This is a genomic window from Vibrio sp. PSi01 (assembly GCF_054960695.1).
The window spans coordinates 291780-313998 of record NZ_JBHNYN010000003.1; the positions used below are offsets into that span (position 1 = coordinate 291780).

21 protein-coding genes are annotated in these 22219 nt (G+C 44.0%); 12 read left to right on the forward strand and 9 right to left on the reverse strand.

Annotated elements, in window-relative coordinates:
• Positions 1-158 precede the first annotated feature (158 nt).
• From ACFI6G_RS06630 to ACFI6G_RS06650, 5 genes are all read left to right on the forward strand, one after another.
• Complete coding sequence (locus tag ACFI6G_RS06630; RefSeq protein ID WP_010438008.1) at positions 159-407, forward strand: hypothetical protein; 249 nt, start codon at positions 159-161, stop codon at positions 405-407.
• A 133-nt stretch (positions 408-540) separates the two neighbouring features.
• Positions 541-1107 carry a septation protein A gene (locus ACFI6G_RS06635; RefSeq protein WP_016768375.1) on the forward strand — a complete coding sequence of 189 codons (567 nt, stop codon included), beginning with the start codon at positions 541-543 and terminating at the stop codon, positions 1105-1107.
• A gap of 195 nt (positions 1108-1302) precedes the next feature.
• Positions 1303-1701 (forward strand): acyl-CoA thioester hydrolase YciA, encoded by a 399-nt coding sequence (gene yciA, locus ACFI6G_RS06640; RefSeq protein WP_010438001.1) that lies wholly within the window; start codon positions 1303-1305, stop codon positions 1699-1701.
• 195 nt (positions 1702-1896) lie between these two features.
• Complete coding sequence (locus tag ACFI6G_RS06645; protein ID WP_010437999.1) at positions 1897-2193, forward strand: YciI family protein; 297 nt, start codon at positions 1897-1899, stop codon at positions 2191-2193.
• Position 2194: 1 nt separating this feature from the next.
• Positions 2195-2590: a GspS/AspS pilotin family protein gene (locus tag ACFI6G_RS06650; RefSeq protein ID WP_010437997.1), complete on the forward strand. Its 396-nt coding sequence runs from the start codon at positions 2195-2197 to the stop codon at positions 2588-2590.
• 107 nt (positions 2591-2697) lie between these two features.
• Here ACFI6G_RS06650 and metE read toward each other — a convergent pair whose 3' ends face one another.
• Positions 2698-5052 (reverse strand): 5-methyltetrahydropteroyltriglutamate--homocysteine S-methyltransferase, encoded by a 2355-nt coding sequence (gene metE / locus ACFI6G_RS06655; RefSeq protein ID WP_016789268.1) that lies wholly within the window; start codon positions 5050-5052, stop codon positions 2698-2700.
• 281 nt (positions 5053-5333) lie between these two features.
• Here metE and ACFI6G_RS06660 point away from each other — a divergent pair, with 281 nt between their 5' ends.
• Positions 5334-6245 carry a LysR substrate-binding domain-containing protein gene (locus ACFI6G_RS06660; protein WP_016768377.1) on the forward strand — a complete coding sequence of 304 codons (912 nt, stop codon included), beginning with the start codon at positions 5334-5336 and terminating at the stop codon, positions 6243-6245.
• Between the two features lie 138 nt (positions 6246-6383).
• Here the strand turns inward: ACFI6G_RS06660 and ACFI6G_RS06665 are convergent, their stop codons facing one another.
• Positions 6384-6584 carry a DUF4250 domain-containing protein gene (locus ACFI6G_RS06665; protein ID WP_010437991.1) on the reverse strand — a complete coding sequence of 67 codons (201 nt, stop codon included), beginning with the start codon at positions 6582-6584 and terminating at the stop codon, positions 6384-6386.
• Positions 6585-6699: 115 nt separating this feature from the next.
• Positions 6700-7380, reverse strand: coding sequence for a hypothetical protein (locus tag ACFI6G_RS06670; protein ID WP_016768378.1), 681 nt, complete (start codon positions 7378-7380; stop codon positions 6700-6702).
• 238 nt (positions 7381-7618) lie between these two features.
• Here ACFI6G_RS06670 and ACFI6G_RS06675 point away from each other — a divergent pair, with 238 nt between their 5' ends.
• Positions 7619-10018, forward strand: coding sequence for a YgiQ family radical SAM protein (locus ACFI6G_RS06675; protein WP_081275284.1), 2400 nt, complete (start codon positions 7619-7621; stop codon positions 10016-10018).
• A gap of 112 nt (positions 10019-10130) precedes the next feature.
• On the opposite strand, the gene ACFI6G_RS06680 is transcribed toward ACFI6G_RS06675, so the two are convergent.
• Positions 10131-10841, reverse strand: a complete 711-nt coding sequence (locus ACFI6G_RS06680) for a helix-turn-helix domain-containing protein (protein WP_010437972.1) — start codon at positions 10839-10841, stop codon at positions 10131-10133.
• A gap of 143 nt (positions 10842-10984) precedes the next feature.
• Here ACFI6G_RS06680 and ACFI6G_RS06685 point away from each other — a divergent pair, with 143 nt between their 5' ends.
• Positions 10985-12190 carry a benzoate/H(+) symporter BenE family transporter gene (locus ACFI6G_RS06685; protein WP_010437969.1) on the forward strand — a complete coding sequence of 402 codons (1206 nt, stop codon included), beginning with the start codon at positions 10985-10987 and terminating at the stop codon, positions 12188-12190.
• Between the two features lie 86 nt (positions 12191-12276).
• Here the strand turns inward: ACFI6G_RS06685 and ACFI6G_RS06690 are convergent, their stop codons facing one another.
• Genes ACFI6G_RS06690 through ACFI6G_RS06700 form a run of 3 tightly spaced genes read right to left on the reverse strand, consistent with a single transcriptional unit; the run spans position 12277 to position 15234 of the window.
• Positions 12277-12741, reverse strand: coding sequence for a GtrA family protein (locus ACFI6G_RS06690; protein ID WP_016783858.1), 465 nt, complete (start codon positions 12739-12741; stop codon positions 12277-12279).
• The gene (locus ACFI6G_RS06695) at positions 12728-14218 is read right to left on the reverse strand and encodes an ArnT family glycosyltransferase (RefSeq protein WP_016768381.1); all 1491 of its coding nucleotides are present in this window, start codon (positions 14216-14218) and stop codon (positions 12728-12730) included. The genes ACFI6G_RS06690 and ACFI6G_RS06695 overlap by 14 nt, the downstream gene beginning before the upstream one ends.
• The gene (locus ACFI6G_RS06700; RefSeq protein ID WP_016783856.1) at positions 14215-15234 is read right to left on the reverse strand and encodes a glycosyltransferase family 2 protein; all 1020 of its coding nucleotides are present in this window, start codon (positions 15232-15234) and stop codon (positions 14215-14217) included. Before ACFI6G_RS06700 ends, ACFI6G_RS06695 begins: the two co-directional genes overlap by 4 nt.
• Before the next feature lie 125 nt (positions 15235-15359).
• Here ACFI6G_RS06700 and ACFI6G_RS06705 point away from each other — a divergent pair, with 125 nt between their 5' ends.
• From ACFI6G_RS06705 to ACFI6G_RS06720, 4 genes are all read left to right on the forward strand, one after another.
• Positions 15360-16037, forward strand: coding sequence for a response regulator transcription factor (locus ACFI6G_RS06705; protein ID WP_010437961.1), 678 nt, complete (start codon positions 15360-15362; stop codon positions 16035-16037).
• Positions 16034-17341, forward strand: coding sequence for a sensor histidine kinase (locus tag ACFI6G_RS06710; RefSeq protein ID WP_016795130.1), 1308 nt, complete (start codon positions 16034-16036; stop codon positions 17339-17341). Before ACFI6G_RS06705 ends, ACFI6G_RS06710 begins: the two co-directional genes overlap by 4 nt.
• Positions 17342-17468: 127 nt before the next feature.
• Complete coding sequence (locus ACFI6G_RS06715) at positions 17469-18398, forward strand: pyridoxal-phosphate dependent enzyme (RefSeq protein WP_010437956.1); 930 nt, start codon at positions 17469-17471, stop codon at positions 18396-18398.
• Positions 18399-18657: 259 nt separating this feature from the next.
• Positions 18658-19395, forward strand: a complete 738-nt coding sequence (locus tag ACFI6G_RS06720; protein ID WP_046209127.1) for a dienelactone hydrolase family protein — start codon at positions 18658-18660, stop codon at positions 19393-19395.
• Between the two features lie 75 nt (positions 19396-19470).
• On the opposite strand, the gene ACFI6G_RS06725 is transcribed toward ACFI6G_RS06720, so the two are convergent.
• Positions 19471-20724: a D-amino acid dehydrogenase gene (locus tag ACFI6G_RS06725; protein WP_016798462.1), complete on the reverse strand. Its 1254-nt coding sequence runs from the start codon at positions 20722-20724 to the stop codon at positions 19471-19473.
• Between the two features lie 314 nt (positions 20725-21038).
• Entirely contained in the window at positions 21039-21965 is a 927-nt protein-coding gene (locus tag ACFI6G_RS06730) for a LysR family transcriptional regulator (protein WP_102305910.1), read from the reverse strand.
• Between the last annotated feature and the right edge of the window lie 254 nt (positions 21966-22219).

Below are 22219 nucleotides of genomic sequence, written 5' to 3' on the forward strand. Positions count from 1 at the left end.
CTTTCATTTAACTGATTGAAAAAAGAATCAATTCAATTTGATAACAGAAATATTCTGTGTCTGTGACCCAAATGGCATTCGAATTGCTTTGTCATAGATAACCCAAACAATTTACAGCAGGTTGTCTTTTCTTCGCACCCTGTCACGGAGGATAGGCTATGACCTTACAAAGACATACATATTACGGCTTAATTCACCATGGGGTTAAAACCTTATTAATGGATAGAATCGGCCACTTCACAGAGCGTGAATATCACGAGTTTCTCGACCTAACGACTGGCAAATCAACCTGTTTTGCGATGAGCGAGCAAGAACTCGAAAATACGCTAGATGATTTGAAAAGTGAGGGTTACCTTGAAGACATCAAGAAACTGATACCTCGCTACCAAACCACATCAATGCGATAACTGGCTTGAAATCGTTATAAACGATTAGCGGTTAGATGGAATTAATTGTTACCCAATTGTCTCGGGCTATTTAGCATCGGGACAGTTTTCGTTAGACTGTTGGCAACTCAACTAACTGGACATTCAGTGCCACATGAAACAAATTCTTGATTTCATTCCTCTCATTATTTTCTTTGCGCTGTATAAGATGTACGACATCTACACAGCTACAGGCGCATTGATTGTTGCTTCTGCAGTACAAATCGTTTTGACGTACATTATCTACAAGAAAGTAGAGAAAATGCAGATCATCACATTTTTGATGGTTGCCGTATTTGGTGGCATGACCATCTTTCTGCATGATGATAACTTCATAAAATGGAAAGTAACCATCGTTTATGCATTGTTCGCTATCGGCCTGACCGTCAGTCACCTAATGGGCAAGTCAGCGATTAAAGGCATGCTGGGTAAAGAGATCACACTTCCTGAAGCGGTATGGAGCAAGATTAACTGGGCTTGGACTTTATTCTTTACTCTATGTGCCATTCTCAACGTTTACGTTGCTTTCAGCCTACCCTTGGATGTTTGGGTAAACTTCAAAGTGTTTGGCTTACTGATCGCTACTTTTGCATTTACCTTGCTAACGGGTGTCTACATCTATAAGCATCTACCAAAAGATCAGCAGAACGAGTTAACGGATAAAAATACCGACGAGAAGTAACCCTAAGGGATGAGTCCTCATCCCCTTTTTGATACAATTATTATCAATATGCTATTTAACAGTGGCCAATGATACTCGTGATCATTGGCCACTGATTGTTTGTGTTCGGTGAATACGTTAAAAATACGACCACCGCGAGCGCGGCAAACACATCTATTTAAATTTAAAACAATCAATACCATTAAGAGTACAACAATGACTATTCAATCAACTTTGAACCCGATTGGTTCTTTACTTCTTCGCACATTGGCGATGCCTTCTGATACCAATGCAGCAGGCCAGATTTTCGGTGGTTGGATAATGTCTCAGCTTGACCTTGCTGGCGGCATACTGGCGAAGGAGATCTCTAACGGCAAGATTGTCACTGTTTCAGTATCGAGTATTGAGTTCAAACAGCCGGTTTCAGTGGGTGATGTTGTGTGTGTTTATGGTGACTGCACCAAGATTGGCCGTAGCTCGATGAATATCGACCTAGAAGTGTGGGTTAAGCCTGTACTTGATCACGGCATCGGCGACCGATATAAGGTTTGTGGAGCAACGTTCAACTACGTTGCTGTCGATGAGGGTGGTAAGCCTCGCCCGATCAATAAATAGTACTTTTCACCAAGCTGCTAATGTAGACGGTCTTTAGTTTCAACGAATGAAATCGCTAAAGACCATACTTCTCTCTCGCACCATTTCACAATTTCTTATCATTAGCTCTTCCAATACCAATTAGTTCGCGTAAATTAGCAAGATAGCGAATTTAAACGCCCCCAATTCAGTGAAGTAAAATAAGGATATACCAATATGTGGTACGTGATTTTTTCTCAAGACGTCGAAAATTCATTAGAAAAGCGCCTAAGTGTTCGCCCACAACATCTAGAACGCCTGCAAACACTTCACGATGAAGGCCGACTTTTGACTGCTGGCCCAATGCCTGCGATTGATTCAGACAACCCTGGTGAAGCCGGCTTCACTGGCTCTACTGTAATTGCTGAGTTTAATTCTTTAGAGGACGCACAGGTATGGGCAGACGCAGATCCGTACATTGAGGCAGGTGTCTACCAAAATGTCATTGTAAAACCATTCAAGAAAGTATTTTAACGTGAAAAAATGGATTATTGGCTCTCTGGCTTTAGCTCTGCTCGCAGGCTGTGCTTCAAGTGAGCAAGACCAACAAAGACAGCTTGAAATGATGGCGCAACACCGTGCTGGCGTTTTATCTGCCGGCCTGCCGATTGAGTATGGCCCACTGTCAGTCATGCGTGTACTGGCAAAAAACACCGTTATCGAGATCATGATGATCTACAACCAAGACGCTAAAGGTGCTAAGCCTTTAAACCAAGTCGTAGATATGAGTGTTAACAGCTACTGCACCAACTCTGAAGTTAGAGCAAACCTTGACATGGGCTTGGCTTACAACATTAAGGTTCGCAACACTCGCGGACAACTGATGGTTGAAAAGCTAATCAGCAAAGAGACATGTCAGAGCATTAACTAGATTTGATTTCTAACGTTAAGCTAGTAACAAACAAGAAAGGCCTTGCAGATGCGAGGCCTTTCTTTTCTCAGACTTTTGTTTTTAGAACGATAACACCCTAGCTTTAATTATGCTGATGCTTCTGCCGACTCCCACTCTTTACGCAGCATTTTAGTCGCTGAAACTAAATTAGCCAGTGCCGCTTCTGTCTCTGCCCAGTTACGCGTCTTCAGCCCACAATCAGGGTTTGCCCACAAACGTTCTGCTGGGATTTTCTTTGCCGCTCTCTTAAGTAAATCAACAATCCACTCTTCTGAAGGAATGTTTGGTGAGTGGATGTCATAAACGCCAGGCCCAATCGCATTCGGGTAGTTGAACTCTTCAAACGCTTTCAGCAGTTCCATGTTCGAACGAGAAGTCTCTATGGTAATCACATCGGCGTCTAGCGCAGCGACTGAATCAATGATCTCGTTGAACTCGCTGTAACACATGTGGGTGTGAATCTGAGTTTCTGGTTTAGCACTCGCAGCTGAAATCTTAAAGGCATCCACTGCCCACTCTAAGTATTCTGCATGGTCACGCTTTTTCAATGGCAAACCTTCACGAATGGCAGGCTCATCAATTTGAATAATGTTGATACCTGCGTCTTGCAAATCAGACACCTCATCTCGCAACGCAAACGCCAGTTGATTGGTTATCTCTTTGCGTGAAATATCTTCACGTGGGAATGTCCAACACAAGATAGTAACAGGCCCAGTTAGCATGCCTTTCATCTGCTTTGAAGTCAGAGATTGAGCATAGGTCGACCATTCCACCGTCATTGGTTTTTCACGCTCGATATCCGCAACCACAATCGCAGGTTTCACGCAACGAGAGCCATAACTTTGTACCCAACCAAATTTGGTAGTTTGGAAGCCTGCTAGATTTTCAGCAAAGTACTCCACCATATCATTACGTTCAGCTTCACCATGAACCAGTACATCCAAATCAAGTGCTTCTTGTCGTTTAACCGCATCCGCAATATGACCTTTCAACGCGGTGTTGTATTCCGCTTCACTCAGTTTGCCAGTGCGGTAAGCACTACGCTGAACACGGATCTCTCCGGTTTGTGGAAATGAACCAATTGTTGTGGTTGGCAATAATGGTAAACCTAACACCTCAGACTGATGTGAAGCGCGTTCGGCATAAGGAGCACTTCGCTCGGTTAGGGTTTTGGTAATGGTGTTAATACGAGCTTGAACCTGCGGCTTATTCACATGAGTCGCGCTCTTGCGTGCAACAATCGGCTGGCTGTAGGTTTCACACGCCAAGATAGCATTGTGGTTACCGTCTAGTGCCGCACCCAATATACTCACCTCGGTCACTTTCTGTTTCGCGAAAGCAAACCAACTCTTCACTTCATCGCTGAGTGAATCTTCTAACTCAAGGTCGACTGGACTATGCAAAAGTGAACATGAACTTGCTACCCAAAGTTTGTCTCCTAGCTTCTCTTTCACTGGTTGTAGTAACTCTAGTTGAGCGGCTAAATCAGCTCGCCAAACGTTTCGTCCATTAATCACCCCTGCTGAAAGTACCCAGTGTTCAGGTAACTTACCCACTACTTCATCAAGTTGCTGTGGTGCTGCTGCTAAGTCGATATGTAGGCCATTAACTGGTAGCTCTACTATCTTATCTAAGGTATCAGTCACCGAATCAAAATAAGTAGTGAGCAGCAGTTTTACATCACCTTGAATCACTTGATACGCCAACTTGAATGAATCTGCCCATTGACTCTCAAGCTCAAGAGAAAGAATTGGTTCATCGATTTGAACCCACTCAACCCCCAACTTAGCGAGTTTTGCCAAAATTGCTTGGTAAGCGGTAAGAAGGCGCGGAAGAAGAGATAAACGATCAAAACCCTCCTCCACTTCTTTACCAAGATATAAATAAGATAACGGGCCTAACAAAACTGGCTTCACCTTATGCCCGGATTTTATCGCTTCACTCACTTCGTCAAACAGTTGTGGCCAGCTCACTTCAAAGGAATCGTCTTTGCTGAACTCAGGCACAATGTAATGGTAGTTGGTGTTGAACCACTTAGTCATATCAGAAGCCGCAGAGCTATCTTTAGTGCCGTCACTAGACGTATGCGTACCACCGCAACAAGTCGACTGAACCTGAGATTGACCACGCCCCACACGGAACAAAGTATCTAAATCTGGGAAGGATTTTTCATCTTCAGAACCACCAGTATGGCGCTTTGGTACGTGGCCTAGAAGTAAAGTCGTTGTTAATACATGGTCGTACCATGCGAAGTCACCCGCAGTTGCAAAGCTAAGATTCGCGTCAGCTTGTACATTCCAGTTACGATTTCTTAGTTCGCTACCGAGTTGCTTTAAATCTGATTGGCTAATCTCACCGCGCCAGTATTTTTCTAAAGTGAATTTGAGTTCGCGTTTTTCGCCGATACGTGGGTAGCCTAAAATATGCGTTGTCGTAGTCATGAACCTGTTCCTTATTCAATAATTTTTAGTGTTCGATCAAACTGCCTAGCTTATGGTTTAAGTTCTTTATAAGGCGTCTGGATGGCTAAACTATCTCCCTAATCTGAACGATGAACAACGTCCAAATATTCATCTTGTTTATTAAAAATATTCATCTTGAATAATCTAAAGCTGAAAAAATCAAATCCATCTGGACATCTAGACGTTTACAAATGAAAGAAAACCCCGTAGGGTGATTATTAAGAAATATTGAATTGGCTTAGGGAATATGAGGAAAACTCATGATAGAGCTTAAACACCTTCGAACATTGACTACCTTAAGAGACAGCGGCTCGCTAACAGCGACGGCAACTTCTCTTCACTTGACTCAGTCGGCGCTTTCTCACCAACTGAAAGACCTTGAGGCGCGTATCGGTGGTCAGCTTTTCCTACGTAAAACTAGACCAGTTAAGTTCACCTCTGAAGGTGAGATTTTGCTTAGGCTTGCCGATGAGATACAGCCAAGAATAGCTAAAGCGGAGAACGAACTCGCGAGCCTGAAAGAGGATGTGAATGGTCGTTTGCACATGGCGATTGAATGTCACTCATGCTTCCAATGGTTAATGCCTGCTTTGAAGGAATATCAAGTGGCTTGGCCAAGCGTAACGCTAGATTTCTCGTCAGGCTTTGGGTTTGAGCCGCTACCCGCGCTAATGGCAGGCGAGCTAGATTTGGTGATCACCTCTGATATACAGCCTCGCTCTGAGGTTCACTACGAACCACTCTTTGATTTTGAGATGCGTTTGATCACCGCAATCAACTCACCTTTGGCAGAAAGAGCGAGCATTGAACCGCAAGATCTTAGCGATCTCACCATGCTCACCTACCCTGTTCAAAAACAGCGTTTAGATGTCGTGAAGCACTTTTTACAGCCTGCGGGTGTAGAACCTAAAAAGTGGAAACAAGCGGACAACACGTTAATGCTAGTTCAAATGGTATCAGCAGGTTTGGGAGTAGCGGCTCTACCAAACTGGGCGATCAGTGAATTCTCAAGACAAGGGCTGATTGCCAGCAAGCCATTAGGCAAAGGACTATCAAGAAGACTGTTCGCAGCGGTAAGAAACTCTGAGAAAGATAAACGTTACCTGCAAGCTTTCTTTAGCACGGCAAGACAGCAAAGTAAGAGTCACTTAGATGGCATAGAGGTCGTTTAAAGATGATTTATGGCTAAGTTAAGCTCGATCGATTCGTCAGAAACAAAAAAGTCACAGATAATCTGTGACTTTTTTTCTCTCAACACCCACAACACGCGATGCATGTCATTTTCGATAAAAGATGCGCTAATCTTTAGCTTATCTCGAGTAAGACTTAAACTGGTTAGTCAATGGATCGTATTGATAGCCAAGCATATCGAGCTTACCCACAACACTTTCTGTATCCATTTCATACATGCTGATCAGCTCTTCAAAGCTATCGCATTCTAGGCGAAGTTTTTCATTAACGATTCCTAGCAAAATAATGCTATCGAAACCTTTGACGTTGCTTAAATCCATCTCGTACTCCTTACGAACAGACTGACTAGAGTTAAGTTTAGAACGCTTACCAACGTCACGCTAAAAAACAGATCACACTTCTTAACAAGAATACGTAATTAATGAAAGTGCGTGATTAAAGCGCCCAAACTGGCGTTAAACCCACAACGGCCACCAATAACATCAACAACGAAATACTCAGTTGAAGCTTTTCAGGCGTTCTTGCGAACAGTAAATGCCAACACCACACCACGATTGAGGAGATCAACAAAGCAAAACTAAATAGCAAAGTGGAAATCACAGGTTCTAATTGAGCTTCAGACAAAGAGTAAACACTCACGACGGTCGCCAGTACTACCAACATACCGGTTAGCACGCCCACAACAGGAAGCACTCGATGAAATGCCTGCAACCGTGTCCTTGCAATCGTCAGTAGTAGATGGCCAAACGCTGCTCCTAACAGTACCACTAGCAGCAAAGTAGTAATGATACCAACAGCGGTTGCTTGCTCAGTCGCTTGTATAGCAACATATGACAACGCTAAACCACAGGCCAAGTACATCACCCAGATAGGACCAGAATCGCGAGTCTTCTTGGTTTGAACTTGAGAATAGAAATAAAAGATCGCGAACACGACCAGAAAGGCTTCAATTTTTACAGAAGCAACAGCAAGCCAAAGCACGCCAATCGCAGGTAACATCTTGTGGATACGACCACGCTGTCCTGGGCAGATATCTCCTTTCACCAAGATGAGAGTTAAGATCAGTTGGGCTCCTAGAAGCATCGGAGCAAATTGTACTAATAACGTTTCGACCATTGTGGATCTACTTATTCAGACTTATTTTCGCCGAATAATATCAAAAACTGCTGCGAACACTAATCAAAATCACAAATTAGCGACGTTACTCAAAGCTTAAACTATGATGTTGTATGGCTCTTTTGTCAGTTACATGACCAAAATGACGAAAGACATCAGAACTAACAGGGGCATGTTCTACTGGCTAGTCTAGTCTCATGCCGCTATAATTCCCGCCTCAAAAATCAGAGGTTGAAATATGTACAGCGATATCACTCCTATTCACGAACACAAAAAATACTGGGCCGAGTGCTACGGAACTGCACCCTTTTTACCGACCAGTAGAAAGGAGATGGATGCTCTTGGATGGGATAGCTGTGACATTATTATTGTAACAGGTGACGCGTATGTCGATCACCCGAGCTTTGGTATGGCTATCATCGGCCGCCTTCTTGAAGCTCAAGGTTTCCGCGTCGGCATTATCGCCCAGCCTAAGTGGGATAATAAAGATGCATTCATGAAGCTAGGAAAACCTAACCTATTCTTCGGCATCACCGCGGGTAACATGGACTCCATGATCAACCGCTACACCTCTGATCGCAAATTACGTCACGATGATGCTTACACGCCAAATAACGAAGGTGGTAAACGTCCTGACCGTGCAACTCTGGTTTACTCTCAGCGTTGTCGCGAAGCCTACAAAGGCACGCCAATCGTGCTTGGTGGTATTGAAGCAAGCTTACGTCGCGTAGCTCATTACGATTACTGGTCAGATAAAGTTCGTCGCTCTGTATTGTTTGATGCAAAAGCTGACATTCTTCTTTTTGGTAACGCTGAGCGTGCACTGGTTGAAGTCGCGCACCGCATTGCTGATGGCGAAGACATGTCTACGCTAACGAATATCCGTGGTACTGCAATCAATATTGCTGCAGCCCCTGAAGGCTTCAAGATCATTGACTCTTCTCGTATCGAAAAACCGAACAAAGCGTATGTTCCGGTTAACCCATACGAAGTTGAAACGCAGTGTGATACCAAGAAAGACGAAAAAGAAGAAGTAAAAGCACAACCGATTACGATTCGTCCTTCTCGCCACGATGCAAAAACAACAGCGGTTCGTATCCCAGGCTACGAAAAGCTAAACAATGACCGTATTCTTTACGCTCACGCTAGCCGTATTCTGCACCTTGAGACAAACCCGTACTCAGGTCGAGCTCTAATCCAACGTCACGGAGATCGCGAACTTTGGGTTAACCAAGCGCCAATTCCATTGACCACAGAAGAGATGGACTACGTGTTTGGCCTTGCTTATAAGCGTGTTCCGCACCCTATGTACGGCAAAGCGAAAATCCCTGCATACGACATGATCAAAACCTCGGTTAACATCATGCGTGGTTGTTTTGGTGGTTGTTCTTTCTGTTCAATCACAGAGCACGAAGGTCGTATCATTCAGAACCGTTCGAAAGAATCTATCTTGGATGAAATCGAAGACATTAAAGATAAAGTACCGGGCTTCACAGGTACTATTTCTGACTTGGGCGGCCCAACGGCGAACATGTACCGTTTAGGTTGTTCAGATCCAAAAGCAGAAATTAACTGTCGTCGTCCATCATGCGTGTTCCCGAAAATCTGTGAAAAGCTAAACACAGACCATCAACACACCATCGACCTGTACCGCTCTGCGAGAAAAGTACCGGGCGTTAAGAAGATCATGATCGCTTCTGGTGTACGTTACGACTTAGCGATTGAATCTCCAGAATACGTTCGTGAGCTTGTGACTCACCACGTTGGTGGTTACTTGAAGATTGCTCCAGAGCATACTGAAAAAGGCCCGCTGGATCTGATGATGAAGCCGGGTATGGGCACTTACGATCGTTTCAAAGAGATGTTCGAGAAGTACAGCGCTGAAGCCGGTAAGAAACAGTACTTAATTCCTTACTTCATCTCTGCTCACCCGGGCACAGAAGATGAAGATATGCTTAACCTTGCAATGTGGCTTAAAAAGCACAACTACGAGTGTGACCAAGTACAGAACTTCTATCCATCGCCAATGTGTAATGCAACGTCGATGTACTACTCAGAGACTAACCCTCTGAAACGCGTGAAATATAAAAAGCGTGAAGATGTTCCTGTACCGAAAGGTGATCGTCAACGTCGTCTGCATAAAGCTCTGCTTCGTTACCACGATCCTGAAAACTGGAAAATCATCCGTGAAGCGCTGATCAGCATGGGTAAACAGCACCTAATTGGTGACAAAGCAAACTGCCTAGTACCCGCAGAAGACTTTGATGCGCAAACACCGGCACAACGTCGTAAATCTGGTCGTCACGGCTCACAACGTTTTGCAACTAAGCACAGTAAAGCTCAACCGGGTCTTGGCGGCGAAAGCCCACGTAACCATTCTAAGCCTGGTGGCAATAAGCCTAAACCGGGTGGTAAGAAGCCAACAGGTAGCCAAAACAACGGCAATCAGGGTAACGGAAAGCAGAACGGTAATGGTAATAAACCAGCGACTGGCTTCATCAAAAAAGCCCCTGGTAGCCAGCAATCGCAAGGCAATAGCGGCGGAAATAGCAAGCCAAACCGCAGTAAAGCGGGCAATGGTCAAGGTGGTAAACCTGCGAGTAACGGCAAGAATCGCCAACGCGCAACACAGCGTTAATATAGCCATAGCGACTTCATTTACTTGGTTATCATATTAATAAAAAGCGCAGCTATTTAGCTGCGCTTTTTTGTATCTTGAAACATGACGACATTATCTTGAGTTCCACCAACTATGACCGCTGCCATTGATTAGGGTAATGGATAATATTGTGGAAAATGGCTTTTTCTTGCCCTGTATTTTTATAACCATGACGCTGTTCTGCATTAAAACGAACGGCTTGTCCCGAGCTTAACTCATGCCAACTATCATCAAAGAAAACCGCCATTTGACCTGAAATACACAAAATATGCTCCGTCACACCGGCACTATGAGGTTCAGAGAAATGTTGATAGTTTTCTGCCAACCTAAGCTCATACAATTCGAAGCCTACAGATGGCTCAAAAGGGAACACAACACTTACCGAGAAACCGTCCTTCAAGCTTTCGTCGCGTAATATATTCGCATCTCGGAACAAGCTCACCAGTTCGTTGTTTGAAGAAGGCAAAATCAAACTTGAGAATGACACATTAAACCCAGTAGCTATTTGCCATAGTTTTGCGACCGTTGGACTAGACTCACCACGCTCAATCTGACCAAGCATAGCTTTGCTTACCCCAGTCGCTTTCGCGGTCGCATCGAGGCTCCATCCTTTTTCTTTACGAATCCGCTTTAGATTTTGGCTTACCTGTAATTCGGTTTTCACGTTCAAGTTATTTTGTACACTTAAAGCTTCTCCTGCATTCGAAACTTCATCTGCTTTCAAACGACCTTCGGCATTCAGGCTACCCATTACATTCAAGCGGTCTTCTGTATTAACGTTTTTCGACATGTTTTCGTTCATCTACCTATTTGAGTTTGCTCGTATATTAAATTGTTACGAATAGCTATTACGAACAAGTTTATACAAATAGCACTTGTGCGCTATAACGCACAAGTGCTAAGTTACTCCTATGTATGTTATAACGCACAACGAGAGTGGTTAATATGGATCAAGTTAAGTTTTCTCACATCAGTACTGGTTTCATTGCAGTATTTATCGGTTATGCGAGTGCGGCGGCGATCATTTTCCAAGCTGCTAGCAGTGCTGGCGCGAATCAAGAGCAAATTGCATCTTGGTTTTGGGCACTTGGAATAGGTATGGGCATGTCAACTCTTCTACTGTCATGGCGATATAAGCAACCGATTGTGACGGCTTGGTCTACACCGGGTGCGGCTTTACTCATCTCATCGCTGGATGGACTCACCGTAGAACAAGCCGTCGCGATCTTCCTATTTAGTTCGCTCCTCATCACCATTACAGGTCTAACAGGGGTTTTTGAAACACTTCTTAAGCGAATACCTACGTCAATCGCCTCTGCAATGTTAGCTGGTGTGTTGTGGATGTTTGGCATCGGAATGTTTTCTTCTATGTCTCAAGAAGCTGTCATCATCAGCACTATGCTAGCCGCTTATATTCTCGCTAAACCTAGGTTTGGGAATCTTTTGATACCTTTTATTCTACTACTCGCAGCCATGATGAGTGGCATCGCGGGAAAGTTGGATTTATCGAATGTGAACTTAACGCTGACTCAACCTATGTTCATCACACCCGATTTTGACTGGTCATCTTTATTGAGTGTAGGGATTCCCCTATTTATTGTGACAATGGCATCCCAGAACTTACCGGGTTTCGCCGTATTAAAAGCCAATGGTTATAACCCACCAGCATCTCGAATTATAACCACAACAGGCGTTACCGGTTTATTGCTTGCGCCATTTGGCGGTTTTGCTTTTAATTTGTCGGCACTGACAGGGGCAATATGTATGAGCCCAAACGCGGATCCGAACCCGAAGAGCCGCTACAAAGCGGCTTTAGCTGTAGGCGGTTTCTATTTATTGGCAGGAGTATTCGGAACAACCTTTGTCTCTCTGTTTTCGTCTGTTCCTCAATCCATCATCGTAGCTATCGCTGGGCTAGCTTTGCTACCGACATTGGCTAACAGCTTAACAACCGCACTTTCGGATGAAACACATAGAGAAGCGGCGTTATTCACTTTTTTACTGACCGCATCTGGGATTAACTTTGCCGGAGTCGCCAGCGCATTTTGGGGGCTTTGTTTAGGTTTAATTTGCTACACAATCAAAAACTGGCAGTTAGAAGTCGCTAAAACAAAACAAACCCAGCCCAAACGGGCAAACACAGGAAAATAGCAGAGTCAAAGCTACCGTTCTCCTCGCTTAGCAATCACCTTAAATGGAAGGCAAGTCATTGGATGGCTTGCCTTCCATTTACTTGCCTAACGAGTAAATACCCAATATTGACTGAACAGGTAGTTAGTCACCATACCAACCAAGGTGCCGACGGCCATTGCGATAAATACAACCCCAGTAATAGGGGGAAGCAGACCCGTCATTAGTTTGAAGCACAGTATATTAGGTACTGCAGATATCGATGCCGAAAACATGAATTTTTGCCACTGAATCAATTTTTCAGACCAATTACCCTGCCCTCTAAACCCAAAAGTAAGCACGCGATTACCAAACCATGTGGTCGTTGCAGCGGCAATGAAAGAACCAATTCGTGCAATCATTAGGGGTACTCCAAAGACGTAATGAAGCAATGCAAACACTAAGCAATCAACAACAAAACCGCCAACACCAACCACTGCGAACCGAACCATCTTGTGATGGGACTGCAGCCTTTGACTGTGTATCTGCAGCTTGTTATTGAGCATTCGTAGCCCTGAGTTAACGCTGAACATCACTTTGGCTTTTAATATGACTCAACGACAAAGTTGGTTTGCTCGCTTGGCTATGACAGCTGAACAAAGCGCGTTTTATTTTCACCGTAGGTTCCAAAATACAGGTTAACGCGTTGTCTTTAATCTTGGTTTCTACTTCCACCCTTTTACCTATCAAATAGAACTTGTCGATTCCGTCTAGTTGCTCTACATCAAGTAGCTTTTTCGCTTGTCCTTGGCTATAAAATTGCCCAGAGAACGGTCGTTTTCCTACATAAAAACTTGGCGCTGAATCGGTGATCTGTTCGAAGATAATACGGTCACTCTTCTCGTTCGCCTTACCTAAGTTTAGGTAAACCATCGCAATCATCAGCAACACTGGCAGAACTAAAGCTACGCTCGAAAACCACTTCTTATCTTTTTCCACAACAAGTATCGCGACCAGTAAACCAAGGGCTGGAATACCCGGCAACACATAAGCGGGAAGAATATTTCCCGCCATAGTAAAAAGAATCAGAGGTGAAATTAACCAACACACAAGGAAGGAAAATAACCCACGATTTTTGGCATTAATCTCTGCAATTTTCTTACGTCGAGTAAACGCCAATACAGGTAATACAAGCGACCAAGGGACAGCAGCTTGAATCCAGAATACCCAGATCATACCTCTCGCTTGATCATGTGCAGAACCGTATAAATCTCCCTCCCAACCACTCACCACAAAACGCTTAAAGTGCTCGCCAACAATGAAGTAATCAATAAAACCCGGTGTTGCCATTTCGGCCATGATGTACCAAGGTAAAGCGATCACTAGCATCACACCTAAGCCAGACAACAATGGAAAGCGTTGCCAAAGTACTTTAAAAGCACCAAACAAGCCGTGTTGTAAAACCAACCAAGGGAATACAGCGATCCCCATAATGACAATTGCAACAGGCCCTTTTGCAAGCAGACCTAGTGCTAACCCAATAAAGCCGACATAGCCCCACAAAACTCCATTAGGCTGCGGACTTCCTTCTCTTTCCCAATCCTCTCCACCTAGCCAACATAAGTAAAAGCCCAGCATCGCAATAGTCATAGCTAACGTTAATGCCATGTCTGTCATGACGGCACCTGCCGCGATAGAGAAAATGCCGCATGTCGCCAATACAACTGCAGCGACCAAGGCACTTTGACCGGTTCGCTTAGCCATGTACGCAACCAGCAAAATCGTCGTAAAACCAGCTAACCAATGCGGAGCACGCACAGCAAACTCACTCAGGCCGAACAACTCAATACCAGCCGCACTCATCCATGTGAACAACGGTGGCTTGCCCCAGAAAGGAATGCCGTAATCAAACTGAGGCGTTAACCAATTCCCAGTTTCAACCATCAAGCGAGCCATCTCCCCGTAGCGCGCTTCGGTGGTGTCCATTAACGGGTATGTCGCCAAAGATAAAAGTCTTAAAATCAGTGCAAAAGCCAACAAATACCATAGGTGTGTTCGGTTCAGGCTCATGCTGACTCCTCTAATTTAAAATGTGTTTTTAATGCAGGGGTATCGACCACCGATTGGATCAGATAAAGAGGGCGATTCTTGGTTTCAATGAAAATACGACCTATGTACTCCCCCATTAAACCAATACTCAGGAGTTGAATGCCGCCAAGAGCCAGTTGTACGACCATCATTGATGGATAACCCGTGGTTGGCTCACCAAACATCATGGTTTTAAACACGATGACCATTCCATACACAAAAGCAGTCAGCGCGACTAAGCCACCCAATGCTGTAGCAAGGCGCAGTGGTCGAATTGAGAACGAGGTAATGCCATCCATCGCCAATCCAATAAGCTTCAGGTAGTTCCATTTGGTCTCACCACAGAAGCGAGCATCACGCTTAAATTGGAGCGTTGCTTGTCGGAAACCCGGCCATGAGAAAATGCCTTTCATATAACGGTTACGTTCTGGAAGTTGATTAATATGGTCGACAACTTCTCGGCTTAACAGTCGGAAATCACCCACATTCTCAGGAACATCGATCTTCGCAGCCACATTCATTACTTTGTAAAAGCTCGCTGCTGAAAACTTCTTAAACCATGTTTCACCGTCGCGCTGGCTACGCTGCATATTGACGACGTCATAACCCTCGCGCCACTTGGCAATCATTTGCGGGATCAGTTCGGGTGGATCTTGTAAGTCAGCGTCTAGCAAAATCACCGCTTGTCCACGACAGTGCTCAAGGCCTGCGCTCATCGCTGATTCTTTGCCAAAATTACGGCTTAAACCGATAACAGAAATTGAGCTATTGATTGAAGTGAATGAACTCACCAACTCCAAGCTGTTGTCTTTACTTCCATCGTCGACATAAACGATCTCGCTCGTGATCGGCAAGCTATCAAGAACTTTAGTGAGCCTAGAGTGGAACTCTTCCAACACCTCTTGCTCATCGTAAAAAGGCACAATAATAGACAGAGATACAGCAGGGTTGATCTGCGATGTAGATATCTTAGGGCGGCTAATATGAAGTTCAGACATAATACATTCTTCCATTGACTAATCTGCAGTCAATCTACTCGCCCATAAGTGAAAGTTATGTTATTGACATATTTTTCACGCTCACTCAGGATAATGTTACCGTCTATTTCTGTATGAGAATCAAAATGAAACGAGTTCTATTAGTCGAAGATAACCGTGAAATTGCCGGGGTCTTATTTGATTATTTTGAGTGTATTGGTATGGAACTCGATTACGCGGACAATGGCGAACTTGGACTGCAGCTCGCAATGGAAAACTCATTTGATATCATCCTATTGGATCTAATGTTACCGAGAATGGACGGCCTAACGCTTTGTAATAAATTACGAGAGCAAGGCAATGCGACACCGATTCTGATGCTGACCGCCTTGGATAGCCGCGAAGATATGTTGAAGGGTTTTGCACATGGTGCCGATGACTATCTCACTAAGCCTTTTGATTTGGATATTTTGGAAGCGAGAATGAACGCATTAGTTCGTCGCTACCGCGGAAAAGTAGCCTCTTCTAAACTTCAATTCGATGAACTCACCATCGATCAAAAAACCCGTAAAGCTTACCGTCAAGACAAACTGCTCGCACTCAACCCAACGACTTACACCATACTTGAGATGCTGTGCCAAAGTGCACCTGAAGTGGTCACTCGTGAAGCTATCTCATACCAGCTTTGGGAGGAAGACGAGCCCAATAACGATGTGTTACGGAGTCACATCTATCAATTACGAAACCAACTCGACAAGCCCTTTAACAACCAAATGTTGATTACTGTCCCTAAAGTAGGATTCCGTTTGGAGTCTTCAAATTGATTTTGAACGTTCTCACTAGCACTAAAACTCTAACTGGCCGCCTAGCGGTTTTCTTTGGGGCAATGGCGGTCATTGTCTCGGTCTTTACCTACATAGTGTTTATGTCTGCACTTTATCTATCAGAAGATCGGGTGGGCGAAAGACGTATCTTGATTGACCGAAACTATGCGGTTGAGCAATTTCAGTCAGGGGAGAGTGGTAAAATTCGCATCGATGGTCTTACCATGGCATACAATGACCCTTCATTCATCCCTATCGAATACCGGAAATACATTGAAGGTAAAGAGAGCTTTGTTGGTGAGGTAGGAGAAGAGCCTGATTCACGAATGGTGTATGTCGGTGAGTATTCTGACAAAGGGAAAACCTATCCAATCATCCTTTTATCTGAAGTTGACCGCGTCGAGTTTAGCCATGACGAATTAGTGTACGCAACAACATTCGTTTTAACATTACTTTCCATTTTAATTTTTAGCTTTGGCGCTTTGCTCTATCGATTATCGAAACGACTGATAGAACCTTTCAACTTACTTTCAGAGCAACTCGAGACAAATAAATTAAACCTAAGTGAAGAGTTCGGTGTAAGTGATAACGCCGCCGTTGAGTTTCGCCAATTAACTGATCAGCTGAATCAATATCGTCGTGAAATTAATTCATTACTCAAACGAGAACAAGCCTTTGCTCGATACTCTAGTCATGAGTTAAGAACGCCACTGACGGTTGCTCGTGGTGCAAACAAGTTATTACTAAGAAGCGAAACAACGGAGTTTCAATCTCGTCAGGTCGAACGGATAGATGATGCGATTGTACAGATGTCAGAAATGGTCGATGCCTTACTGGGCCTTGTGCGTTATGAAAGAAACAGTGATGACGCGCCGCTGCGCTTATTTTGCCAACAAGAGTTAGAAAGCATCATTTCGAAGAACTCGTTACAGGCAAATGACAAACAAATAGAAGTATCCTTACAGGTTCAATCAGAACCCACCATTCAAGCCACCAGTGCTATCATGAATATGCTGGTCGGCAACCTATTAAGGAATGCCATTGCAGCGACCAATAGTGGCACTGTCATGGTTTCTTTGTCCGAAGAAAGTATTATGATTGAAGACCAAGGTGAAGGCTTACAGGAACAGTACAACCCCAATGGCCATGGATTAGGTTTATTGATCGTCGACGACTTATGCCAACGCTTCCATTGGGGCTTTGAGCTCGTCAATCGTAATGGAGGTGGATGTAGCGCCAAGATCACCTTTGAAACGAGCTCAGCTTCATCGACGTCGATAGCAACTGAGCAAGTAAACTCTTAACATCGAACTCGATATCCAATGAAAACTTGATTTAGTTGGTTTACAGCGCTTGTAGGCTACTAGATACTCATTAGTCCTATTTGATATAAAAATGCTGGCTTCTTAGTCAGCATTTTGTTTAAGTGCAATGAAACTAAATAATAGCCCTGTAACTCAACATCTATACAACGACCACACCTTTTTCTTGAAGCGTGACGATCAGCTCCACTCTCATTTTTGCGGCAATAAAGCGCGAAAGTTCATGAAACTTCTCGAAGACGAACACCCTAATACGACAACCTTAATCAGCTACGGTTCTGCGCAAGCTAATTCGCTATTCTCTCTCGCTGCACTGGCAAAGATTAAAGGATGGACCCTTGAGTTCTACGTCGACCACCTGCCTCAATGGCTACATGAACGCCCAATCGGTAACTATCGTGGCGCTGTAGACTTGGGCGCTAAAGTCATTTCAGTGAGAGATGCTGGGTCGCAGCTGCATCCAAAAGAGTACATTGAACAAGTTAGACAACCTGACTGCCATTGTATTGTGCTACCTGAAGGTGGACGCTCTCAACTGTCTGAATATGGCGTAAAACAACTGGCGATGGAAATACTCAGCTGGACACGTTTCGAAAGTCAACATGAGTTCGTCGTTGCCTTGCCAGCAGGCACAGGTGCTACTGCACTCTACCTTCATAAACATTTAAAGTTACATAACATCCCTGTATTAACTTGCGCCTGTGTTGGTGGTAGCGACTATTTAACGCAGCAATTCAATGAACTTGGTGAAGCCGACCATCCACAGATCTTACCGCTCAAAACTAAACATCACTTTGGTAAATTATATAAAAAGGATTATCAAACTTGGTTGGATCTTCAAGAACAAACCGATATTGAGTTTGATCTACTTTATGACCCATTAATGTGGCAATGCTTAGAACAGTGGCAACAAGACAACCTGACTAAAACCATTATCTATGTCCATCAAGGTGGCATATTAGGTAATGAATCTATGCTGCCACGCTATCAACGCAAGTACCCTGATATCTTCAGCAACAGTAACAACGCATCTTGGTAGTCGTTTTTTACCCTCTCTCATAATCAAATAGCCACAGCATCTCATCACGGTGGCTTTTTATTGATCGTACTATCACTCTATGTCTACCTTAAAAATCAAACATCAAACATCAAACATCAAACATCAAACATCAAACATCAAACATCAAACATCAAACATCAAACATCAAACATCAAATATGAAGAAGGAATCTGGCGAGAATCCTAGCGTTATCTATACTTTTGATTGAATTATCATTTGTCATCTAAAGGATTAACGCATGCGAACACTCACTACGCTAAGTTTACTTGCAGCTCTACTTCCCTTTTCTGTGATTTCTGGAGAAAACGTTACTTACCAAGTTGACGGTGTGGACTATGAAGGTTATTGGAGTGAAGCCAGCGACCAAGCGCCTTTGGTGCTGCTAATACATGATTGGGATGGCTTAACCGACTACGAAAAGAAACGTTCCGAGATGCTCAATGAACTGGGGTACAACGTGTTCGCCATCGATCTATTTGGTAAAGACATTCGTCCAACCAAAGTGAAAGACAAAAAGCAACACACAGGCGAATTGTATCAAGACAGAGAAAAAATGCGTACGCTGCTCAATGCTGGAGCCATGGAAGCGGAAAAGCTAGGTGGTAACTTAGATAACAACGTGATGATGGGGTATTGTTTTGGTGGCGCAGCCGTATTGGAGGCCGCGAGAGCAGGTATATCCTCCAAGGCTTACGTCACCTTCCACGGTGGCTTATCGACACCAAAAGGACAAGATTACTCTCAGACAAAAGCGCCAGTTGTTGTGTTCCACGGAACCGCTGATGCCATGATATCAATGGAAGATTTTGGCAACCTCGCAGCTCAACTTGAAACAACCAAAGTCCCACATGAAATGATCACCTACAGTGGTGCTCCGCACGCATTTACCGTGTTCGGCTCAAATAACTATCAACAAGAGGCCGACCAGAAATCGTGGGAGCGCTTCACTCATGTATTAGAAACAACCACGAGATAAATATTCGATATAAAACTTGAGCCAGTACCCCATTCTTAACGATGAAGATACTGGCTCGACCATGACATCATTCAGTTACAAGTAACGAGCAATATTCAAATCATCGGCTTTAATATCAGTTGTAGAGCCACTGACCACACTCGCTAACAACTTTCCCGAGCCACACGCCATTGTCCAACCTAGCGTCCCATGTCCTGTATTCGTAAATAGGTTTTCGATTGGCGTTTTACCGATAATAGGCGTGCCGTCGGGTGTCATTGGCCTTAACCCTGTCCAATATTCTGCCTTAGTAAAATCCCCCGCCTGAGGGAAAAGATCTTTTATCACCATATCTATCGTAGCTTTGCGTTTTTCAGGAATATGGTAGTCGAAACCAGCCAGCTCAGCGGTACCTGCAATCCGAATACGGTCATCAAATCGGGTCATCGCGACTTTGTAGGTTTCGTCCATCACGGTAGAGGTTGGTGATTTCTCTTCATTAATGATAGGCAATGTCAACGAATACCCCTTCACTGGATACACAGGAATTGTCAGGTTGACCTGCTTAAGGAGATCTCGAGAGTAACTGCCAGAAGCCACCACATAAGCGTCCGCTTTAAATTCACCTTGGGTGGTGGTGATGCTTTCAATAATTTGATTCTGATGATTTAACTTAACCACTTCGGTATCAAATTCGAACCGGACTCCCAACCTCTTGGCTTTCTCGGTCAAATTTAAACAGAACTGATGACAATCGCCCGTTTCATCGTGAGGTAGATAAAGGCCGCCAACGAGCTTATCTTTAACATCTGCTAAACCCGGCTCTACAGCTAAACACTGAGCGACATCAAACAGAGAATGTTCGATCCCACTCTCTTTTAACAGCTTCATATCCTGCTGAATGAAGTCCAATTGCTTCTCGCTGCGAAACACTTGCAATGTACCTTTCTGCCTACCTTCATAAACCAAGTCTTCACTGGTTCTTAGGTGAGTCAGGCAATCTCGGCTGTAGTTGGCTACCCGCAACATGCGCGATTTATTCTGGGCGTACTTGGCTTCATTGCAGTTGGTGAGCATCTTAGTCGCCCAAGAAACTAAGTCAGGAGACAGTGACGGTTTCACTTTCAAAGGTGCATGCTCTTGAGTGAGCCACTTCATTGCTTTTAATGGAATACCAGGAGCAGCCCATGGTGAAGAATAACCGTAAGAGATTTGGCCAGCATTAGCAAAGCTGGTTTCCTTACCACTAGAATCTTGGCGGTCGATTACCGTGACAGAGTGCCCTTCTTTCGCTAGATACCAAGCACTGGTCAATCCAATAACGCCACTACCAATAACAATAACTTCCATGCTCTTCCCCTAATGCCCAGCAAAAACTCAATTTTCTGGGCACCGCTTTCAATTCAGATACTACTTTCGTTAATGGCTTGTAACTTATTCGCCAGGCGTTGACTTAACAATAGTTAAACTGTTGATAAAAAGTCAATTTAGCTTAGAGGCCACCCCAGAAGTTTAGAACTGTGAGGTTGAGTACGTAGTTAACTTGTAGTTAAGTGGAAGAATAAGTTGCTCATACCGTTAGAGAGTTAACTATAGGAAGACACGAACTGGTAAGCTATGAATAAATACACAAAGGTAACGATTTAGAGCATCTCTATATCAACCTAAATATTATAAGCATCATGACTCAAAAACGTCACATTCTCGAGTAAGAAATCTAACAGCGTTTCGGCTTGAAGCGTCAGTGCTCTGCCTTTTAAAGACTGAACCTTAACGGTCGCTTTCGAAAACATTTCCAACTCTGTGATCACCACTTCGATTTGCCCCGATTTAATCTCATCAAGCACGGTAAGCTTTGGCATAAACGTGACGCCCAACCCTGCTGACACAAAGTTAGTGAGAGCTGTTACCGAGTTAGTTTGAAGCTTTGGTTGCAAAGTAAGGTGAGACATTTGTTCTGCATGCTTCACTAACCGTCCCATGCCAGTCGAGTTATCGATTAATGCGACAGAAACATCTTTAACGTCTTGAAGTGTTACTGGCGCTTCTTTCATCGTCAAAAAGTGCCCTTTGGGAGCGATAAGCTCCAACGGATGACTACGCTCAACGTGTGAATGCAATTTAGGGTGTGGAGCAGACGCGTAGGTAATCGCAAAATCTATCTGTTGATCTTCCAGCATTTTAACCGCATCTAACGCTCCAGCAATCTCAATCGACAAATTAATATCCGGATAACGAGTCATGAAAGTTTGCATCGGCTGAGAAACCAAGTTGGTTATAAAACCTTCACCAATTGCGATACTGACATTGCCACCTTTCAGGTTTTTCAGCTTAGTTAGCCGAGTTATTAACGCCGTCTCTCCCCGAACGATTGAACGGTAGTAATTCAGTAGCTCGTTACCCGCTTCTGTTAAAAGCGACTGTCGATTATTACGTTCCCATACTTTCATTTCCGCTTGCGCTTCGAGCTGCGTCAGCATTCGACTCATCGCCGCAGGATCAACGTTCATCATCGTTGATGCCTTGCGTAGTGACCCATATTTTGATAACGCATTCAGATATTCAAGTGCTCGAATATTAAAGTGGTGCATTCAACTTCCTTGTGGTTCGACTAACACAAAGTAAGCCTCTCATAATTCTCTAATTTACCCATCTAGGAATTGAGATGGCAGCGCGGCAAGTTTGGAAGTTGTGGGCTGAGTCACCAAGAAAAGCATTCAAAGCAGGCAAAAACGCTATACAAAAAGTGAACATACACATCTTCATAAAACAAAAACACAACTCAATTCAGTAAAGAAGTGAGTTGTGTTTGATGTCTATAGTCGACAGTTCAAAGACTACAGCC

What these genes read in the sequence shown, in the direction of transcription:
- ACFI6G_RS06630 (WP_010438008.1), top strand. Translation starts at nt 159, where the DNA reads ATGACCTTACAAAGACATACATATTACGGCTTAATTCACCATGGGGTT.
- ACFI6G_RS06635 (WP_016768375.1), top strand. Translation starts at nt 541, where the DNA reads ATGAAACAAATTCTTGATTTCATTCCTCTCATTATTTTCTTTGCGCTG.
- yciA (WP_010438001.1), top strand. Translation starts at nt 1,303, where the DNA reads ATGACTATTCAATCAACTTTGAACCCGATTGGTTCTTTACTTCTTCGC.
- ACFI6G_RS06645 (WP_010437999.1), top strand. Translation starts at nt 1,897, where the DNA reads ATGTGGTACGTGATTTTTTCTCAAGACGTCGAAAATTCATTAGAAAAG.
- metE (WP_016789268.1), bottom strand. Translation starts at nt 5,052, where the DNA reads ATGACTACGACAACGCATATTTTAGGCTACCCACGTATCGGCGAAAAA.
- ACFI6G_RS06660 (WP_016768377.1), top strand. Translation starts at nt 5,334, where the DNA reads ATGATAGAGCTTAAACACCTTCGAACATTGACTACCTTAAGAGACAGC.
- ACFI6G_RS06665 (WP_010437991.1), bottom strand. Translation starts at nt 6,584, where the DNA reads ATGGATTTAAGCAACGTCAAAGGTTTCGATAGCATTATTTTGCTAGGA.
- ACFI6G_RS06670 (WP_016768378.1), bottom strand. Translation starts at nt 7,380, where the DNA reads ATGGTCGAAACGTTATTAGTACAATTTGCTCCGATGCTTCTAGGAGCC.
- ACFI6G_RS06675 (WP_081275284.1), top strand. Translation starts at nt 7,619, where the DNA reads ATGTACAGCGATATCACTCCTATTCACGAACACAAAAAATACTGGGCC.
- ACFI6G_RS06680 (WP_010437972.1), bottom strand. Translation starts at nt 10,841, where the DNA reads ATGAACGAAAACATGTCGAAAAACGTTAATACAGAAGACCGCTTGAAT.
- ACFI6G_RS06685 (WP_010437969.1), top strand. Translation starts at nt 10,985, where the DNA reads ATGGATCAAGTTAAGTTTTCTCACATCAGTACTGGTTTCATTGCAGTA.
- ACFI6G_RS06690 (WP_016783858.1), bottom strand. Translation starts at nt 12,741, where the DNA reads ATGTTCAGCGTTAACTCAGGGCTACGAATGCTCAATAACAAGCTGCAG.
- ACFI6G_RS06695 (WP_016768381.1), bottom strand. Translation starts at nt 14,218, where the DNA reads ATGAGCCTGAACCGAACACACCTATGGTATTTGTTGGCTTTTGCACTG.
- ACFI6G_RS06700 (WP_016783856.1), bottom strand. Translation starts at nt 15,234, where the DNA reads ATGTCTGAACTTCATATTAGCCGCCCTAAGATATCTACATCGCAGATC.
- ACFI6G_RS06705 (WP_010437961.1), top strand. Translation starts at nt 15,360, where the DNA reads ATGAAACGAGTTCTATTAGTCGAAGATAACCGTGAAATTGCCGGGGTC.
- ACFI6G_RS06715 (WP_010437956.1), top strand. Translation starts at nt 17,469, where the DNA reads ATGAAACTAAATAATAGCCCTGTAACTCAACATCTATACAACGACCAC.
- ACFI6G_RS06720 (WP_046209127.1), top strand. Translation starts at nt 18,658, where the DNA reads ATGCGAACACTCACTACGCTAAGTTTACTTGCAGCTCTACTTCCCTTT.
- ACFI6G_RS06725 (WP_016798462.1), bottom strand. Translation starts at nt 20,724, where the DNA reads ATGGAAGTTATTGTTATTGGTAGTGGCGTTATTGGATTGACCAGTGCT.
- ACFI6G_RS06730 (WP_102305910.1), bottom strand. Translation starts at nt 21,965, where the DNA reads ATGCACCACTTTAATATTCGAGCACTTGAATATCTGAATGCGTTATCA.